Consider the following 16,664-nt stretch of genomic DNA (forward strand, 5'->3'; position numbering starts at 1 on the left):
ACAGTCTTGACAAAACCTTGTAATCCTAGTTAGACATTCCCTTGCACAATACCAATACATCAATACTTTGATAGTTCTTGCCATACACGAATATTTGCTCAGCAAAACAATAACTGTTAATTTTTGAAAATCAAAAATTATGTCGCGTCATGCACTATAAAAAGTAAAAACCTTGTCGATAGACAAGGTTTTTTATTGACATCAATCTTTATTCTGCTGCTGGCGTTTCTGCCGGGGCAGCAGCTTGTTGCTGTGCCGCTTGTTTATTCTCGTGTTGTAGGCTTACTGCGCGCGCAGGAACAATTGTTGAGATCGCATGTTTGTAAACCATTTGAGTTACAGAAGTGTTACGCAATAACACAACATATTGGTCGAACGATTCAACTTGGCCTTGTAATTTAATGCCGTTCACCAAATAAATAGATACAGGAACATGTTCCTTACGAAGTGCATTCAAGAAAGGATCTTGTAGCATTTGTCCTTTAGCTGTCATATTTAATACTCCATTTTTATGATTTTTGATTGTAATAATTTGTACTACGTTGGAATTGTAGCCTTGAATGCTCATTTTTACCAATCTTTTTCGGTAAGAATGTGCAAAACATTTATTCGGCATTTGAATTAACCATAATCAGTCTGCCGGATAAATCTCTTTTCAGACAGGCATTAAATGCCTGTCTGAAAATCTTAGTTTGCGCTTTGTTTTTTCTTGATGCTTACTTGACGCTTTTTCTTTAGACGGTTTTTTTCTACTTTTTTACCTTCTCGTTTTTCAATCCTATTGCTTAATTGTACTCGTCGCAACGGTTTGTTCTTCGGCTTCTCATCCGCATTTTCATAAGGGTTATCTGACACATTGTATTGAATACGCAGAGGTGTGCCTTGCAGATTAAAAGCTTTTCTAAAAGTCTGTGTCAAATATCGGGTATAGGCCTCAGGTATATGTTGCAAGGCATTGCCGTGTATAACGATAACAGGCGGGTTCATACCGCCTTGATGGGCATAACGCATCTTTGGTCGAACCAATCCGGCACGTGGCGGGGCTTGACGCTCAATCGCACTTTGTAAAACACGGGTAATTTTCGGTGTTGGCATTTTTATCATGGCAGCATCATAAGCCGCCTGAATACTTGCAAACAAACCGTCGATACCTTTTTCTTTTAATGCTGAAATATAGTGAAATTTGGCAAAGTCTAAAAAATACAGTTTGCGTGCAATATCGCGTTTGATTTGAGCCTTTCTATCTTCATCAATATCATCCCATTTATTGACCGCTACGACCAAGGCCCGCCCCGCTTCTAGTGCAAAACCTGCAATGGTGGCATCTTGATCTGCAATATCTTGCTGTGCATCTAATACCAACACGGCTACATTAGATGCTTCCACTGCTTGCATAGCTTTAATCACCGAAAATTTTTCAACGGCTTCTTCAACTTTTCCGCGCCTGCGTACACCTGCGGTATCGATAATGGTAAAAGGTTTGCCTTCACGCTCAAAATCAATATGAATACTGTCTCGCGTGGTGCCCGCCATATCAAAAGCAATTACCCGCTCTTCGCCCAAAATGGCATTAACCAAAGTAGATTTTCCAACATTGGGTCTACCTATTACAGCAAATACAGGATGTTTGGCAATTTCTTCAGTTTCTTCAGCATGTGGAAATTTTTCCAGCACGTCTTCAATCAAACCGTATACACCGTCGCCATGCGCGCCGGATACCACATAAGGATCGCCCAAAGCCAGTTCGTAAAACTCCGCTGCCAATACACTCCTGTTTGCTCCTTCACCTTTATTGACTGCCAGAAACACCGGACGAGGACTTTGCCGCAAACGGTCGGCAATAATTTTATCTTGTGGTGTTAAACCTGTTCGACCGTCTACCAGAAAAACAACAGCATCTGCTTCGTCAATCGCTTGCAATGTATGCTTGGCCATTTCGTGCAGAATACCACTATCCACCACAGGTTCAAATCCTCCGGTATCAACAACCAGATAGGGTTTGCTGCCGACTTTCCCATGGCCGTAATGACGATCACGGGTAAGACCGGGCATATCTGCGACCAAAGCGTCTTTAGTACGGGTCAGCCGATTAAATAAAGTGGATTTTCCGACATTGGGTCGGCCGACAAGTGCGATTGTGGGTTTCATCAAGATATTCTCTAACAGCCGGTTTTAATACCCTTATTCAGTATGATCGGCTGCTTTATTAAAATCAGTAAGGTTACCTTCTATAGCAAATAAACTTATTTTTGATACAAGGCAGCAAGCCGCAGATAGTACAAGTAGTACGGCAAGGCGCAGCAACGGCGTAGCAGAAATAAAGTTTATTTGCGATATAACGACAAATTAACATGAACTTTCGTTTTTCAGACAGGCATTAAATGATCAAGGGCTTACAGATTAGTGTAAGCCTTTGAATGTTTATTTCAATTGATCAAGCTTGAACTGGAGCAATTCACGTGCTGCCGCTTCCTTCGGCAGTTTGTTCAGTGCATCTTCATAAGCGGCAACGGCTTCTTTGCCCTTACCTTGCGCAACCAGCACATCGCCTTTTAGCTCCAACAATACCGGCTGGAAAGCTTCGTCAACAGGAGTATTCAAAGTAGCCAATGCTTCATCAAATTTTTGCTGTTGCAACTGAACGGTTGCTAAGCGTTGGGCGGCAAGCGCCTGTACCAAAGAAGCTTTTTGATTCTTCAAAACCCAATTCAAATGCTTGGTTGCTGCATCATAATTACCTTTGTCGAACTCAGCAGCCGCAGCCATAAAGGTTGCTTGGGCAGCGGCGATGGTTTTCGGGTAGTTTTGCTGCAGATTCAGCAAATCAACATGCAGTATCTTTGGATCTTTACTCGTTTGCGCCTTAGATGCCATCTGCGACAAAATTTCTGCCGCCTCTTCATTTTTCCCGGCTTGATAATTTTTGTAGAGTACGAGACCTAAATAAGCCAAGCTACACGCTACCAATAAGGCAAAAATCCAACGCCCCCAACCTTTCCAGAAATGTTTGAAATTCTCTAATTCTTGTTGTTCTTCAAGATGTGCTGCCATTTATGTATTCTTCCATTCTTGTAAAGTTGTCAATAATTGTTCGGCATTTATTGTTTGTTGGCCGAAATTACCCTGCATATCTTTCAGAGTAACCGAGCCGCTTTCCATTTCGCTTTGCGCCACAATCAATACAAAACGTGCGCCGCTCGCATCGGCTTTTTTTATTTGCGCCTTCAAACTTTGGTTGCCCGAATGCTGCAACACACAAAATCCGTTTTCACGTAATAAATGCGAATATTGCATTGATTTCAATGCAGTGCCCTCACCTTGATGCATGCTGTAAACATCAGGTGCCGATTCACTTTTCAGACAACCGTATTCATTAACCAATAGCAATAACCGCTCAATACCCATAGCGAAACCGATGGAAGGAGTGTGTTTTCCGCCAAGCTCTTCGATCAAACCATCATAGCGGCCGCCACCACAAACAGTGGCCTGAGCGCCAAGTTTATCGGTTGTCCACTCAAAGACTGTTTGGTTGTAATAATCCAAACCGCGAACCAAGCGGGAATTCTCTACATATCGGATACCCAAACCGTCGAGCATGCTTTTCAGCTCGTTGTAATGTGCCAGTGAAGCTTCGCCCAAATAGTCGGTAAGTCGTGGCGCGGCATTGCAAATTTCTTGCAAATCGGGATTTTTACTGTCTAAAACACGCAAAGGATTAGTATGCAAACGCCGCTTGCTGTCTTCATCCAACCTGTTTTCATATTGGCTTAAATAATCAACCAATGCGCTGCGGTGAGCTGCCCGCTCTTCCCTATTGCCCAGATTATTTAATTCCAATGTCAAATACTGGCTGATACCTAATTCTTTCCACAAGTCGGCGCACATGGCTATCATCTCGGCGTCAACATCAGGCCCTTCGAAACCTAGCGCTTCAACCCCTACTTGGTGAAACTGACGGTAACGGCCTTTCTGCGGGCGTTCGCGACGGAACATCGGCCCCATATACCAAAGCTTCTGAGGACTGTTGTAAAGCAAATTGTGCTCAACCACCGCACGTAAACAAGAGGCTGTGCCTTCAGGGCGTAAACTCAAGCTGATGGAATCGTTGGAATCGGAAAAGGTGTACATTTCTTTGCCAACCACATCGGTTTCTTCACCGATAGAACGCACAAATAAACCGGTTTGTTCCAAAATCGGCGTACGGATTTGCTTGTAACCGAAACGCTTCGTCCAACGGACAATCACCTCTTCGAACGCCTGCCAGAATGCCGAAGTCAGCTTGAAATCTTTTTGCTCCACCGGCAATAAATCGTTCATACCTTTTACGGCTTGAATTTTGTTACCCATTTTATTTCTTTTTTGATAAAACTTGTTTTTAAATGCCTGTCTGAATGTTTTCAGACAGGCATCACTCTATCTGCGAACCCTTCAATAGGTTTACCGGGCTGCCCGAATCGGAATAATGCGGTTTACAGAACGTTTTTTACCGTTTTCGCCATAATTGGTTTCCACATATTCTTTCACAATCTCGAGGAACTCAACGGCCATATTGTCCCCTTTCAAGGTCACTTTCCGCTCGCCGTCGACATACACCGGTGCAACCGGGGTTTCACCCGTGCCCGGCAAGCTGATACCGATGTCGGCCAGCTTGCTCTCGCCCGGACCGTTAACCACACAGCCCATAACTGCTACATTGAGGTTTTCAACTCCGGGATATTGAAAACGCCAAACAGCCATTTGCTCCCGCAGATAGCGTTGGATATCTTGCGCCAACTCTTGAAACACGGTACTGGTTGTCCTGCCGCAGCCCGGACAGGCGGTAACCATAGGCGTAAACGAACGCAAACCCATGGTTTGCAGAATCTCCTGAGCCACCACAACTTCCTGCGTTCTCGAGCTGCCCGGCTCGGGCGTTAAAGAGATGCGGATGGTATCGCCTATTCCTTCTTGCAAAAGTACGGCAAGCGCTGCCGTTGAAGCTACGATACCTTTGCTGCCCATTCCTGCTTCGGTTAAACCCAAGTGTAGGGGATATTGGCAACGGCTGCCTAAATCCCGATAAACCTGAATCAAATCCTGCACGGCACTCACTTTGCAGGAAAGAATGATTTTGTTTTCAGACAGGCCTAAATCTACTGCTTTTTGAGCGGATTCCAAAGCAGAAACAATTAAGGCTTCTTTCATTACCTCGTCGGGCGTTTTCGGCAAACCGGCTGCGATGTTTTCATCCATCATCCGCTTGGCCAAGCTTTGATCAAGCGAGCCCCAGTTAACACCGATGCGCACAGCTTTATCGTATTCTGCGGCCGTGCGGATCATATAAGCAAATTTTTCGTCTCCTTTGGCACCTTTACCTACATTACCGGGATTAATCCGGTATTTAGACAAAGCTTTCGCGCAATCCGGAAATTCAGCCAGCAAACGTTCGCCGTTAAAGTGAAAATCGCCGATTAACGGAGTGTTACAGCCCATATCGTCCAAACGTTGACGAATTTCTGCTACTTTTGATGCTGCTTCCGGGCTATTGACCGTGATACGCACCATTTCAGAGCCGGCATCAGAAAGCTCTTTAACCTGCAACGCAGTGGCTTCTGCATCCGCCGTATCGGTGTTGGTCATAGACTGTACGACCACCGGCGCATCGGAACCGACTGTTATATGATCAATTTGAACTTGATGTGTTTTTCGACGTTTTATTGTGTATTGGTTCATGTTTATTGACCTACTTTAAATACTGCCGTTGTGCGGCCGACCAGATAGGGTGCCCAGTTAATTTCCTGCCCACCGAAATTAACAATGCTGCCGTGTACCACACCGATGCGCACATCATACGGAGCATTACCCTTGAAGCGATGCTCGCTGGCTGCCGGCACAATCTGATTAACCAGTTCGGCGCCTGTTTTATCTTTTACAACCAATTTGGTTCGATAACGAACTTTGATGTATAACTCATCCGCAGCTACCACCAATGTTTCTTGCTCATCACTTGGTGCCGACGCTGCTGAAGCTGCCGACACCGCCGGGGCTGATGCGGCAGATGCAGCCGATGCTGCTACATTACCTTCTTCCATCGGTACAACTGTGACATTTTTCTGCTTCAGCTCCGTGGCCTGCTGCATAACCTGCTCAGTAGAAGATTGCGCCTGCATATCATCTGCCGCTTTCTGAGTGGCAGATTTACTCTGCCAAATAAACACACCGCCTACCGCAACCGCCGCAGCACATACTGCGACAATCCAGCCGGGAAAGCTTTTTTTCTCTTCCAGATAGGCATAGCGCTCTTTATCACTCTTTTTATAACCGCTGAAAATATTTTTTTCAGAAACCGGAGCCACTTTATCCAAAAGTCCGGTTAACACGGCTTCATCCGCTTGAACCAAACGACCGTATGCACGTAGAAAACCCCGTACAAACACCATATCCGGCAGCTGACGGTAATCGCCCATTTCCAAAGCGGCAACCTTATCCACCGGCAATTTCAAACGCTCCGCCACTTCGGCCAAGGTCATACCTTTTTGCTCCCTCAGAGCAATCAACATTTTGCCCAGTTCTTGAGCATCCGGATTAATGTTCATTTATGATTCTCTCACTTTATTTCGCCACCGGTAACCGACTGCAACTCTTCCGAATAAGGATACAAAGCACGTAGCTGCGCTTCATATTCATAAGCAGCCTGACCGTTACCTAATGCTTTGGCCAATTTCCATCCGAGCAACAAATCATCAGCAGAAAGCATTTCAACCCTGCTTTGATATTGCCGGAAATACATATCGGCTTCGTTTAATTCGCCAGCCAGTAATTTGGTGCGCGCCAACTCTTTAACAGCCGGAACAAAATTGGGAGCCGCCGCAATGGAGCGCTCCAAATAAGCTTGCGCTAAAGAATATTGACCCATTTTCGCACTACATACCCCTTTATTCAGATAGGCGATAAAAGGGCTTGGATAAGTTGGGTCTGCCAAAGCCTTATCAAAGTAAGGTAGGGCAGCATTCGGATTATTTTTTACACTGCACAAAAACCAGCCGTAGTTGTTATTGATTTCAGCGCTGTCCGGTTTAATCGCCAATCCCTGCAAAAAACTTTCTTCAGCGCGCTCGGGCACTTTCAAAAATTGATAAATCTGGGCGCGAATCAGCCAAGCCATCTCATTTTTACTGTTGGCTTTCAATGCTTCTTCGATACTGGCCGTTGCCAAACGGTAATCTTTGGCACGCATGTATTCCACTGCCAGCTGAGTCTGAATTTGTGACACTTCTACTGCCCGCTCTTTAGCAGTTGGTTTTTTAAACCCTTTGCTTGAACATGCACCCAACATCACAGCCAATAAAACAGGAGCCCATAATTGCTTCATCACACTTACCTTAATTATCTAAATTTATTGTTGCACCAGCAATTGCTGCCACTTCTGCTGGCGGCGTGTTTTATCTTGAACCTGCCCTGCCAGTTGGCCGCATGCAGCGTCAATATCGTCACCTCTGGTTTTACGCACCGTCACCACAAAACCGGCTTCTTGGAGAATCTCTTTAAACACACGGATAGCATCGTTACTCGAACGATCATATCCCGAATTCGGAAACGGATTAAACGGAATCAGATTAAACTTACATGGCACATCTTTTACCAATTCAATCAATTCTTTGGCATGCTGCGGTTTATCATTGATGCCATCAAGCATAACATATTCAAATGTTACAAAATCACGCGGCGCTTTAACCAGATAACGCTGACAAGCCGCCATCAATTCCTTCAACGGATATTTTTTATTCAATGGCACAATCTCATCACGCACCGCATCATTTGAAGCATGTAAAGACACAGCCAACGCAACCGGCATTGCTTCTTTCAAACGATCCATTTGCGGCACCATGCCGGAAGTAGAAACGGTAACACGACGGCGGGATAGGCCATAACCATGGTCATCCAGCATAATGCTCAAAGCCGTAACCACATTATCAAAGTTGGCCAAAGGCTCGCCCATACCCATCATCACCACATTGGAAATAACGCGCTCATTTTTCGGGGTTACGCCCATTGCCTTATTCGCCCACCAAAGCTGGCCGATAATTTCTGCCGCACTCAGATTGCGGTTAAAGCCCTGCCGGCCGGTTGAGCAGAATGTGCATTCCAACGCACAGCCTACCTGAGAGGAGATACATAAAGTGCCGCGTTCGGCTTCAGGTATAAATACAGTTTCCACACCATTTCCGGTACCTACATCCAGTAACCATTTTCGGGTACCGTCTCTCGATTCTTGTGCGGCCATCAATGCAGGCACGCCGACTTCTGCCTTGTCCTGCAATTTTGCACGCAAAGATTTTGCCAAATCGGTCATTTCATCAAAATCAGACGCACCCGCTTGGTGCATCCAACGCATAACCTGTTTGGCACGGAACGGTTTTTCACCCATTTCAGCAAAATGTTGGGTTAAACCGCTTAAATCATAATTTAATAAATTGGCTTTCATATATTTCAAAAACCTTTAGGCTGCCCGAACCATTCAGGCAGCCTTTGGCATTTCAATGCGCTGATTCAGCGTGAGCAAATTTCGCTTTGGCTGAAGAAGTAAGCAATTTCGATTGCTGCGTTTTCAAGGCTGTCTGAACCGTGTACGGCGTTCTCGCCGACAGAAGCAGCGAAATCTGCGCGGATGGTGCCGGCAGCAGCTTCGGCAGGATTGGTGGCGCCCATGATTTCACGGTTTTTGGCTACGGCATTTTCGCCTTCTAAAACTTGCAGCATTACAGGACCACTGATCATGAACTCTACCAACTCTTGGAAGAAAGGACGCTCTTTATGAATGGCGTAAAAATCTTCCGCTTCTTTTTTGCTCAATTGCTTCATTTTGGCAGCAACGATGCGCAAACCGTTTTCTTCGAAACGGTTGTAAATTGCGCCGATATTGTTTTTACCTACTGCATCGGGTTTAACGATAGAGAAAGTACGTTGGATACTCATGTAATGCTCCTTAATATTGAATGACTTGGTAAAAAAGCAAAGTTCTATATTGTACAAGATTGCAGATGCATTCTGTAATATTTTTTGTAAATTTATTTATCTGATTTAATAAGCTATTTAAGAGTTAAATGCGGTAACGCCAAATATTCTTCCGACTGCATTTCCACCATACGGCTTACCGTGCGCACAAATTCGTTGGCAAAATCACCTTCTATATAAATTTCTTCGGCAGGTACTTCACTGGTGGCGCATACTTTTACGCGATAATCATAAAACACGTCTATCAACCAAGTTAAGCGGCGTGCTTCCGAGCGTTCTGCAGGCGTGAGTTTTTCCAAGCCCGAGATGAACACCATCTGGTAATGCTCGGCCAAATAAAGATAATCGGCTTGCGAGCGCGGGCCGAAACATAAGGTTCTGAAATCAAACCAAATCACCCGTTCGGTACGCCCCTTGCATTCCAGCTCCCGGCCGTGAATGGTAATTTTTTTATCGAGCTGTTTTTGCGAAGCAGTAACTTGGGCAAACAACGCACCCAGTTTCTGCTCGTTTTCGTCATTGGCGGGCACATAAAACACCTCGGCCGGGCTTAATGTGCGCAAACGGTAGTCCTCACCACCATCCACATTCAAAATTGTCAGCTTATCTTCCAGCAAAGCAATGGTAGGCAGAAAACTGCTGCGGTTTTGCCCTTGCGGATAAAGCTCCGCAGGCGCATAGTTGGAAGTGGCAACCAGCACCACGCCTTCGTTGAACAGGTTTTCCAGCAAACGGCCGAGAATCATGGCATCGGCAATGTCGCTCACATGGAATTCGTCAAAACACAATACCCGCGTTTCCCGGGCGATTTCCGAAGCAACTGCTTTTAAAGGATTGGCTTCGCTTTTCAAGCCGCGCAGGCGCTGGTGGATTTCCGCCATAAAGGCATGAAAGTGCACGCGGCGCTTACGGCGATAAGGCAGGCAGCCGTAAAACACATCCATCAAAAAGCTTTTGCCTCGTCCTACGCCGCCATAAAAATAAAGCCCTTTCGGCAATTGCGGCGAGCGCAGGCTGCGCCCGAGAAAACGGTTGCGCTTGCGTTTGAACATCATCAATTCCGTCCATAAACGGTCGAGGTGCTCGATGGCTTTTTTCTGTGCATCATCACGGATAAAGCCCGGTTTGGTCGATGCCGCCTGATACCAGGTAAGCGGGCTGTGGTTTGCGTAATCCGGCGCAATAAAACGTTCGTTTTGCTGTGTCATAGAGGTAGTCAATTTCCTTATAATGTCGGCATTATAGTGGATTTAATCTGAAGTTAGAAAGCTGCTGAAACCGTGAAAGCGGCAGCCCGCCTGAATTGGCGGATTTTGGCGCAGGATATTCCAACAATGCCTGTCTGAAAGCGTAAAAACTTCTTTTCAGACAGGCATTGTGTTAACAAGCGGCATTATCAAGCCAATTTCGCTTTCAGCAATTCCTGTACCTGCTGCGGATTGGCTTTGCCTTTGCTGGCTTTCATTACTTGACCCACCAGCGCATTAAAGGCTTTTTCCTTGCCGGCTTTGAATTCTTCCACCGATTTAGCGTTGCCCGCCAATACTTCATCAATGATTTTTTCAATCGCACCGGTATCGGTCATCTGTTTCAAACCGTCGCGCTCGATAATGGCTTCGGCATCCAAATCGCTGTCCCACATCGCTTCAAACACCTGTTTGGCTAGTTTGTTGCTTAATGTGCCGTCGGCGATTTTTGCTACCAATCCGGCTAGGCGGTCGGCCTGAATCGGGCTTTCAGACAGGCTTAAGCCTTCTTTGTTCAAGGTAGCGGCCAACTCGCCGTTCATCCAGTTTGCCACCAGTTTGCCTTGCCCGCTGGCTTGTGCGGCTGTTTCAAAGAAAGCGGCTTGAGCGTGGCTGGCGGTTAACAAACGGGCATCGTAGTCGCTCACGCCGAAATCACGGATAAAGCGTTGCGCCATTTCAGACGGCAGCTCCGGCATTTCGCTGCGGGCGCGTTCCATTTGTTCGTCGGAAATGATCACCGGCAGCAAGTCAGGGTCGGGGAAATAGCGGTAATCGTGCGCATCTTCTTTCAGGCGCATCACGCGGGTTTCGCCTTTATCGGGGTCGAACAGCATCGTTGCCTGCTGCACTTTGCCGCCGTCTTCCAAAATCTCAATCTGGCTTTCCACTTCATAGTTAATCGCTTGCTCTAAGAAGCGGAAAGAGTTTAAGTTTTTGATTTCACGTCGCGTACCGAACTCCTGCTGGCCTTTCGGGCGCACCGATACGTTGGCATCGATACGGAACGAGCCTTCCGCCATATTGCCGTCACAAATATCCAGCCACGTTACCAAGCCGTGCAAAGCTTTGGCATAAGCCACGGCCTCGGCAGCGGAACGCATTTCCGGCTCGGAAACCACCTCCAGCAGAGGCGTACCTGCGCGGTTGAGGTCGATGCCCGTTGCACCGCTCAAGCCTTCATGCACCGATTTGCCCGCATCTTCTTCCATGTGCGCACGGGTAACGTTGATGGTTTTGACTTCATCGCCCACCACAATCTCCAATTTGCCGTGTTCCACAATCGGCAAATCCAACTGACTGATTTGATAGCCTTTGGGCAAATCGGGGTAGAAGTAGTTTTTACGGTCGAACACGTTTTTGCGGTTGATTTTCGCATCCAAAGCTAAACCGAGTTTGATGGCTTTTTCCACCACTTCACGGTTCATTACCGGCAACACGCCCGGCAAAGCACACTCCACCACACTGGCATGCGCATTCGGCTCGGCACCGAAAGCGGTAGAAGCACCGCTGAAAATTTTGGATTTGGTATTTAATTGGACGTGGATTTCCAGTCCGATTACGGTTTCCCAGGTCATAGGAGGTCTTTCTCTAAAATAGTAATGATAAATAGTGAATCTGAAATGAAACCATTTCTTTAAATTGATACTTATTGTATGTGGAAATGGCTTTCTAAACAATCAAAATATCCAACATGAAAACAGATGATTTAAAACTATTTGGCACTCATGTCAAAACCCTTCGGTTAAGTAAAAACTTAAGTCAAGAAGAGTTGGCTGAACGTGCAGGTATGCATAGAACATATATCGGTATGATTGAGCGTGGGGAACGAAATCCTGCATTGCTCAATCTCATCCGCTTAGCTAAAGCTCTACATATTCCCTTATCCCAACTTGTTAATTTTCTAGACAAGGAAAATCATGAAACTTATTGATGCTTATCCATTTTTACAAGAAAATCAAGGTCGTCCGCTGATTGACTTAAAAACAGAGTATCAAAATCGCTTTCCCGAATACTTACCTTTTGATATGAAGATCAACAAAGGTGGTGTAGGCCAATTTCTAGAAAAACTTATTGGATTGAAAAACACTTCTTCCCTTACCGATTTTACAGACGGTGAACTGAAAACCAATAAATCGGATATTTCAGGCAAGCCTTTGGAAACAATGTTTATTTCTCAAATATCCAGTTCATTTGATGAGTTAATCAATGATGAGCTAACTTTTAAAAACAGCTGGGTTTACCAAAAAATCCGCAATATGTTATATGTACCCATCTGCAAAGTTAATGATAATCCTGATAATTGGTTTATCCACTCTGCGTATCATATTTGCTTGGATCATAATCCTATGGTTTACCAACAACTTGAAAAAGATTTTCTTGTTATTCGCAAACTGCTAAATCAAGATATACGGAAATTAAGTGATGGGTTTATCCATACATCAAATGGAGAATTCATTCAAATCCGATCAAAAGATTCCAAACGTTCAGATGGCACTTATAATCCGATTTTTTCAACCACTCACAATCGCTACGTTTCCAATAAAAATCATGCCTTTTATTTTAAAAAGGAATTTATGAGAGCTATTCAGACTGGCACTTGGGTAGTTCATAAAATCATTTAATCATATTAACGGTAGATTATTTTGCCGTTAATTTCTTCTTTGCCAATTCAAAAAATCCCGTTTCTAACTCACACCCGCAAAATTTCCGCTCGTTTTTTAATGTGACTATCCCGGTTGTGCCGCTTCCCATAAACGGGTCAAAAATCAAATCGCCCACATTTGAAGCTGCCTGAATGCACCTCTCAACCAAAGCCAACGGTTTTTGTGTCGGATGCTTGCCCAATGCTTTTTCTGCTTTACTTGGTGGTGCAATTTGCCAGACACATTTCATTTGTTTATCGTTGTTTTGTGCTTTCATTACATCATAATGAAAAGTATGTTTGGCCTTTTTGCTTTTCTTCGCCCATAGCAGTGTTTCAGTTGAATGTGTGAAAAAACGGCAGGATAAATTTGGTGGTGGATTGGGTTTTTCCCATGTAATGTTGTTCAAAATATGGTAGCCGATGATTTGCATCAGATAGCCTATCAAATAAATATTATGATAAGTACCGCATACCCATATTGTGCCGTTTGGTTTCAATAGTGCGTAAGATAGGCGTAACCACTCTTCATAAAATTCTAAATCGGCAGACAATCCTTGAGATTTATCCCATCGGCCTTTATTTACCGAAACCATTTGCCCGTTTTGGCAGGTAAAACCATCATTGGACAAAAAATAAGGCGGGTCTGCAAAAATCATATCGAAGCAGCCGTTTGGATATTTATCCAAAATACGGCGCATAACAGTTAAAGCATTTTCGTTATAAATCACGAGGCCGTCTGAAATATATTTTTTGAGACCGGTATGGTAAGCCACTGCTTCTTCTTTTAGCCGGTTAAATTCACTCGCCATATATCGCCAACAATTCGCCTACTTTTTGTCTACTACTGCCTTTAGCTGCAATATTTCTTTGTACATCAATGGTTTCTAGCCGTGCTTCTTTGTAAATTTCCCGTGTAAAAGCTGTATCATGATTGGAAATTAACACGCCTTGAGATTGTATCGAAATTTGCTTTGCCGTTTCGGCTAAGCGGGTTTGGTCATTTAAATCAAATCCGCCTTTAGCATAAGCGGTAAATGAAGCTGTTTCACTCAAGGGCACATAAGGCGGATCGCAATACACGATATCGTCTCCATTTGCCAAACTTAAGGCCGTCTGAAAATCAGCACACATCAATTCAATACGATTGGCTTTTTCGATAAATGCCAACATTTCCATTTCAGGGAAATAAGGTGTTTTGTATCGACCGAAAGGTACATTGAAAGCACCTTTGTTGTTATATCTGCACAAACCATTAAACGCGTGCCGATTTAAATAAATAAATAAAGCGGAACGTTCGCTTAATTCCTGAGAAGCATTAAATCTTCCCCGTAATTCGTAAAAGCGGCTTTCCTGATTATTTTCTACGGTAAAAAACGAACGCGCATAATCAATAAACTGTTGTTTTTCTTCTTTGAGTATGCGGAACAAACCAATTAAATCAGGATTGGTGTCGTTTAACAAATAGGCTTCAAAATCCAAAGCCATAGACACGGCAGCAGAACCCGCAAACGGCTCGATAAGACGTTTGCGGGGTTGTTTGGGCAGATTAAATTCAATAAAAGATGCAAGTTTGAATTTCCCACCAGCCCATTTTAAAAAAGGTTTAGAAGAAGCCATTAGAATTAAGCGGCAATAAGCAATTTGTAGTTTTGGGCTAATTCCAAAGCTTCTTCAAAATTTTCACATTCAAATGTTTCAATATACGCTTGGTCTTTGTCAGAAATTTGAGCATTGAAGATATCGACTACATATTCTTCAGTTTCCTCATCAAAAGAGATAAAGAAATCTACGGTTCTATCAAAGTTTAAGCCTTCTTGGTAAATGCTCATGGTTAAATACCTTGTTAAATCGAATGAATCATATCAAAGGCGGACTGAGGTTTTTCAGACGGCCTCATTATTTTCAGGTAGCCCTTTTTAAACACCAGCAGGCATCTTAATATGCCAATCGCTTTCCAACTGCATCTGATGCGCCACGCCCAGCAATTTCGCTTCGGCAAAGTAATTGCCAATCAATTGCACGCCAATCGGCAGGCCCTCTGAAGAGAAGCCTGCGGGCAGGGTCATGGCGGGGAGGCCGGCGAGGTTGACGGCGATGGTGTAGATGTCGCTCAGATACATTTGCACGGGGTCGTTGATGTCGCTACCCAGTTTAGGTGCGGCGGTCGGTGCGGTTGGTGCAAGGATGATGTCGCATTGCTGTAAGGCCGTCTGAAAATCGTTGGCGACCAGGCGGCGCAGTTTTTGGGCTTTCAGGTAGTAGGCGTCGTAATAGCCGTGGCTGAGTACATAGGTGCCGATCATGATGCGGCGTTTGACTTCGCTGCCGAAGCCTTCGGCTCGGGTGTTGCTGTACAGCTCTTCCAAGTTGCCGAACTGCTCGGCGCGGTGGCCGTAGCGCACGCCGTCGTAGCGCGATAGGTTGGTGCTGGCTTCGGCGGAGGCAAGCACGTAGTAAGCGGGGATGGAAAGCTCGGTTTGCGGCAGGCTCACTTCTACCATTTCCGCGCCTTGTGCTTTTAATAGGTCAATGGCCGTCTGAACGGTTTTTTGTACGTCTGCGCTCATGCCTTCGCCGAAATATTCTTTGGGCAGGCCGACTTTCAAGCCTTTGAGGGGTTGGTTCAGATCGCGGGTGTAGTCTTCTTTGGCGCGTTCCAAGCTGGTGGAATCGCGTTCGTCAAAGCTTGCCATGGCGTTGAGCAGAATGGCGCAATCTTCGGCGGTTTGCGCCATCGGGCCGGCTTGGTCGAAGCTGGAGGCGTAAGCCACCATGCCGAAACGGGAAACGACGCCGTAAGTGGGTTTCAGGCCGGTGATGCCGCAATGTGAGGCGGGTTGGCGTATGGAGCCGCCAGTGTCGGAGCCTAAAGCTGCCGGTGCCAAACGGGCCGCTACCACGGCTGCGGAACCGCCGGAAGAGCCGCCGGGCACGTTTTCTAAATTCCACGGGTTTTGGGTGGCGCCGTAGAACGAAGTTTCGTTGGTCGAACCCATGGCAAATTCGTCCATATTGGTACGGCCGAGGGTTACCATGCCTTCGTTAAGCAGGTTTTGCACCACTGTGGCGGTGTAGGGGGAAATGAAGTTGTCGAGCATTTTGCTGGAGCAGGCACTTTTCCAGCCTTTTTGGCAGAAGATGTCTTTGTAAGCAATCGGTACGCCGGTGAGAATGCCTGCGTTGCCGGCGGCGATGCGCTCGTCTGCGGCTTTGGCTTCGGCGAGGGTGAGGTCTTGGTCTAAAGTGATGTAGCCGTTGATGGCGGGGTTTCGGGCATCAATGGCATTCAGGTATTCTTGCGCCAGCTCGGTGGCGGAGATTTTTTTGCTGTGCAGCAGTTCGCTGGCTTGTTTTAAGGTGTATTGGGTCATGGGTATCTGCTTGTCTTGTGTCAGATGTATTTAAAACCTTTTCAGACAGGCATATTCCATAGAGTTTGCGAATGCCTGTCTGAAAAGCATTTATCTTACTTTACTCTTCAATCACTTGCGGCACGATATACAAGCGGTTGCGCACTTCCGGGGCAACGGCCTGATACTCTGCTGCGTGATCGGTTTCGGTAACCGTATCTTCGCGCAGTCGCAAAGCCACTTCGTGAGGATGAGCCATTGGTTCTACGCCTTCAGTGTCAACAGTTTGCATTTTTTCAACCATGGCGAAGATATCGTTTAATTCTTGCAGATTTTGCGCTTTTTCTTCTTCTGAGAGGCTTAGGCGTGAAAGTTTGGCTATTTTTTCCACATCAGCTAATGTCAAGGCCATTTAAAGTAAATCCT

Annotated in this window: 18 protein-coding genes; 2 read left to right on the forward strand and 16 right to left on the reverse strand. The window is 45.5% G+C overall.

Annotated elements, in window-relative coordinates; translation table 11 throughout:
- Positions 1-208: 208 nt before the first annotated feature.
- From hfq to gatB, 11 genes are all read right to left on the reverse strand, one after another.
- Positions 209-493: an RNA chaperone Hfq gene (gene hfq / locus HMPREF9370_RS08255; protein WP_040667579.1), complete on the reverse strand. Its 285-nt coding sequence runs from the start codon at positions 491-493 to the stop codon at positions 209-211.
- A 194-nt stretch (positions 494-687) separates the two neighbouring features.
- Positions 688-2,148, reverse strand: a complete 1,461-nt coding sequence (gene der / locus HMPREF9370_RS08260) for a ribosome biogenesis GTPase Der (RefSeq protein ID WP_009116995.1) — start codon at positions 2,146-2,148, stop codon at positions 688-690.
- 273 nt (positions 2,149-2,421) lie between these two features.
- Positions 2,422-3,051 carry a YfgM family protein gene (locus HMPREF9370_RS08265; RefSeq protein ID WP_009116996.1) on the reverse strand — a complete coding sequence of 210 codons (630 nt, stop codon included), beginning with the start codon at positions 3,049-3,051 and terminating at the stop codon, positions 2,422-2,424.
- Positions 3,052-4,347 carry a histidine--tRNA ligase gene (hisS, locus tag HMPREF9370_RS08270; protein ID WP_009116997.1) on the reverse strand — a complete coding sequence of 432 codons (1,296 nt, stop codon included), beginning with the start codon at positions 4,345-4,347 and terminating at the stop codon, positions 3,052-3,054.
- Between the two features lie 90 nt (positions 4,348-4,437).
- On the reverse strand, positions 4,438-5,712 hold the full coding sequence (gene ispG, locus HMPREF9370_RS08275) for a flavodoxin-dependent (E)-4-hydroxy-3-methylbut-2-enyl-diphosphate synthase (RefSeq protein WP_009116998.1): 1,275 nt from the start codon (positions 5,710-5,712) through the stop codon (positions 4,438-4,440).
- Positions 5,713-5,714: 2 nt separating this feature from the next.
- Entirely contained in the window at positions 5,715-6,575 is an 861-nt protein-coding gene (locus tag HMPREF9370_RS08280) for a helix-turn-helix domain-containing protein (RefSeq protein ID WP_009116999.1), read from the reverse strand.
- 11 nt (positions 6,576-6,586) lie between these two features.
- Entirely contained in the window at positions 6,587-7,351 is a 765-nt protein-coding gene (gene pilW, locus HMPREF9370_RS08285) for a type IV pilus biogenesis/stability protein PilW (RefSeq protein ID WP_009117000.1), read from the reverse strand.
- Between the two features lie 24 nt (positions 7,352-7,375).
- Positions 7,376-8,464 carry a dual-specificity RNA methyltransferase RlmN gene (gene rlmN / locus HMPREF9370_RS08290; protein ID WP_009117001.1) on the reverse strand — a complete coding sequence of 363 codons (1,089 nt, stop codon included), beginning with the start codon at positions 8,462-8,464 and terminating at the stop codon, positions 7,376-7,378.
- Positions 8,465-8,529: 65 nt separating this feature from the next.
- The gene (gene ndk, locus HMPREF9370_RS08295; protein ID WP_009117002.1) at positions 8,530-8,955 is read right to left on the reverse strand and encodes a nucleoside-diphosphate kinase; all 426 of its coding nucleotides are present in this window, start codon (positions 8,953-8,955) and stop codon (positions 8,530-8,532) included.
- A gap of 113 nt (positions 8,956-9,068) precedes the next feature.
- The gene (gene zapE / locus HMPREF9370_RS08300; protein ID WP_009117003.1) at positions 9,069-10,202 is read right to left on the reverse strand and encodes a cell division protein ZapE; all 1,134 of its coding nucleotides are present in this window, start codon (positions 10,200-10,202) and stop codon (positions 9,069-9,071) included.
- Positions 10,203-10,390: 188 nt separating this feature from the next.
- Positions 10,391-11,818, reverse strand: coding sequence for an Asp-tRNA(Asn)/Glu-tRNA(Gln) amidotransferase subunit GatB (gene gatB, locus HMPREF9370_RS08305; protein WP_009117005.1), 1,428 nt, complete (start codon positions 11,816-11,818; stop codon positions 10,391-10,393).
- A gap of 116 nt (positions 11,819-11,934) precedes the next feature.
- On the opposite strand from gatB, the gene HMPREF9370_RS08310 reads away from it, so the two are divergent.
- Both HMPREF9370_RS08310 and HMPREF9370_RS08315 read left to right on the forward strand, forming a co-directional pair.
- Positions 11,935-12,174, forward strand: coding sequence for a helix-turn-helix domain-containing protein (locus HMPREF9370_RS08310; protein WP_009117006.1), 240 nt, complete (start codon positions 11,935-11,937; stop codon positions 12,172-12,174).
- Complete coding sequence (locus HMPREF9370_RS08315; RefSeq protein ID WP_009117007.1) at positions 12,161-12,865, forward strand: MutH/Sau3AI family endonuclease; 705 nt, start codon at positions 12,161-12,163, stop codon at positions 12,863-12,865. The genes HMPREF9370_RS08310 and HMPREF9370_RS08315 overlap by 14 nt, the downstream gene beginning before the upstream one ends.
- A gap of 16 nt (positions 12,866-12,881) precedes the next feature.
- Here HMPREF9370_RS08315 and HMPREF9370_RS08320 read toward each other — a convergent pair whose 3' ends face one another.
- The 5 genes from HMPREF9370_RS08320 to gatC form a co-directional block, all read right to left on the reverse strand.
- A complete protein-coding gene (locus HMPREF9370_RS08320) occupies positions 12,882-13,697 on the reverse strand; it encodes a DNA-methyltransferase (protein WP_009117008.1) in 816 nt (271 codons plus the stop codon).
- On the reverse strand, positions 13,687-14,505 hold the full coding sequence (locus tag HMPREF9370_RS08325; RefSeq protein ID WP_009117009.1) for a DNA adenine methylase: 819 nt from the start codon (positions 14,503-14,505) through the stop codon (positions 13,687-13,689). The genes HMPREF9370_RS08320 and HMPREF9370_RS08325 overlap by 11 nt, the downstream gene beginning before the upstream one ends.
- A gap of 5 nt (positions 14,506-14,510) precedes the next feature.
- Positions 14,511-14,717: a hypothetical protein gene (locus HMPREF9370_RS08330; protein ID WP_009117010.1), complete on the reverse strand. Its 207-nt coding sequence runs from the start codon at positions 14,715-14,717 to the stop codon at positions 14,511-14,513.
- An 87-nt stretch (positions 14,718-14,804) separates the two neighbouring features.
- Positions 14,805-16,259, reverse strand: coding sequence for an Asp-tRNA(Asn)/Glu-tRNA(Gln) amidotransferase subunit GatA (gene gatA / locus HMPREF9370_RS08335; RefSeq protein WP_009117011.1), 1,455 nt, complete (start codon positions 16,257-16,259; stop codon positions 14,805-14,807).
- Positions 16,260-16,359: 100 nt separating this feature from the next.
- Positions 16,360-16,650 (reverse strand): Asp-tRNA(Asn)/Glu-tRNA(Gln) amidotransferase subunit GatC, encoded by a 291-nt coding sequence (gene gatC, locus HMPREF9370_RS08340; protein WP_009117012.1) that lies wholly within the window; start codon positions 16,648-16,650, stop codon positions 16,360-16,362.
- Between the last annotated feature and the right edge of the window lie 14 nt (positions 16,651-16,664).

The organism is Neisseria wadsworthii 9715 (assembly GCF_000227765.1).
In the GTDB taxonomy this organism is placed as follows: Bacteria; Pseudomonadota; Gammaproteobacteria; order Burkholderiales; family Neisseriaceae; genus Neisseria; species Neisseria wadsworthii.